The 567-nt window shown below is 47.3% G+C and carries 2 protein-coding genes; both read right to left on the reverse strand.

Annotation, left to right across the window (positions count from 1 at the left end):
* Window positions 1–158 (reverse strand): hypothetical protein (locus tag EO083_RS09900; protein WP_373277321.1); only part of this gene is annotated, 158 nt, incomplete at its 3' end.
* A 3-nt stretch (window positions 159–161) separates the two neighbouring features.
* Complete coding sequence (gene cspE / locus EO083_RS09765; protein ID WP_001344883.1) at window positions 162–362, reverse strand: transcription antiterminator/RNA stability regulator CspE; 201 nt, start codon at window positions 360–362, stop codon at window positions 162–164.
* Window positions 363–567 lie beyond the last annotated feature (205 nt).

A 567-nucleotide genomic window follows, 5' to 3' on the forward strand; every position in this document is an offset into this window, starting at 1 on the left:
TGCTGACATTGTTCGTCAGTCAGCTGCGTTTCACCAAAGGCCAGAATAAAAGTCCGCCCCCTGCCAGTGACATACTCCAATAAGATTTCAGCGTCACGGCGTGGGCTTTCGCTCGCCTGAAGTTGGCTAGGGATCTTAGATTCTGTGCTTTTAAGCAGAGATTACAGGCTGGTTACGTTACCAGCTGCCGGGCCTTTAGCGCCGCTTTCGATGGTGAAGGACACTTTCTGACCTTCGTCCAGAGATTTGTAACCATCGTTCTGGATAGCAGAGAAGTGTACGAACACGTCTTTAGAGCCATCGTCAGGAGTGATGAAGCCGAAGCCTTTGTCAGCGTTGAACCATTTTACGATACCAGTCATTTTACCGGACATAGTGTATTACCTTTAATAATTAAGTGTGCCTTTCGGCGATATGGCGTGCTTTACAGATTTTGAAGCGTTAAAGGAATGTGCACTACGAGGGGTATCAACGATAACTCTTGAAGGGACTTGCCTTACTACACTGCTTTAATGGTCTAGATCGGAAGAGCACACGTCTGAACTCCAGTCACAACGTGATATCTCG

The sequence above is a fragment of the Thermosipho globiformans genome (assembly GCF_003990895.1).
Lineage (GTDB): Bacteria > Thermotogota > Thermotogae > Thermotogales > Fervidobacteriaceae > Thermosipho > Thermosipho japonicus.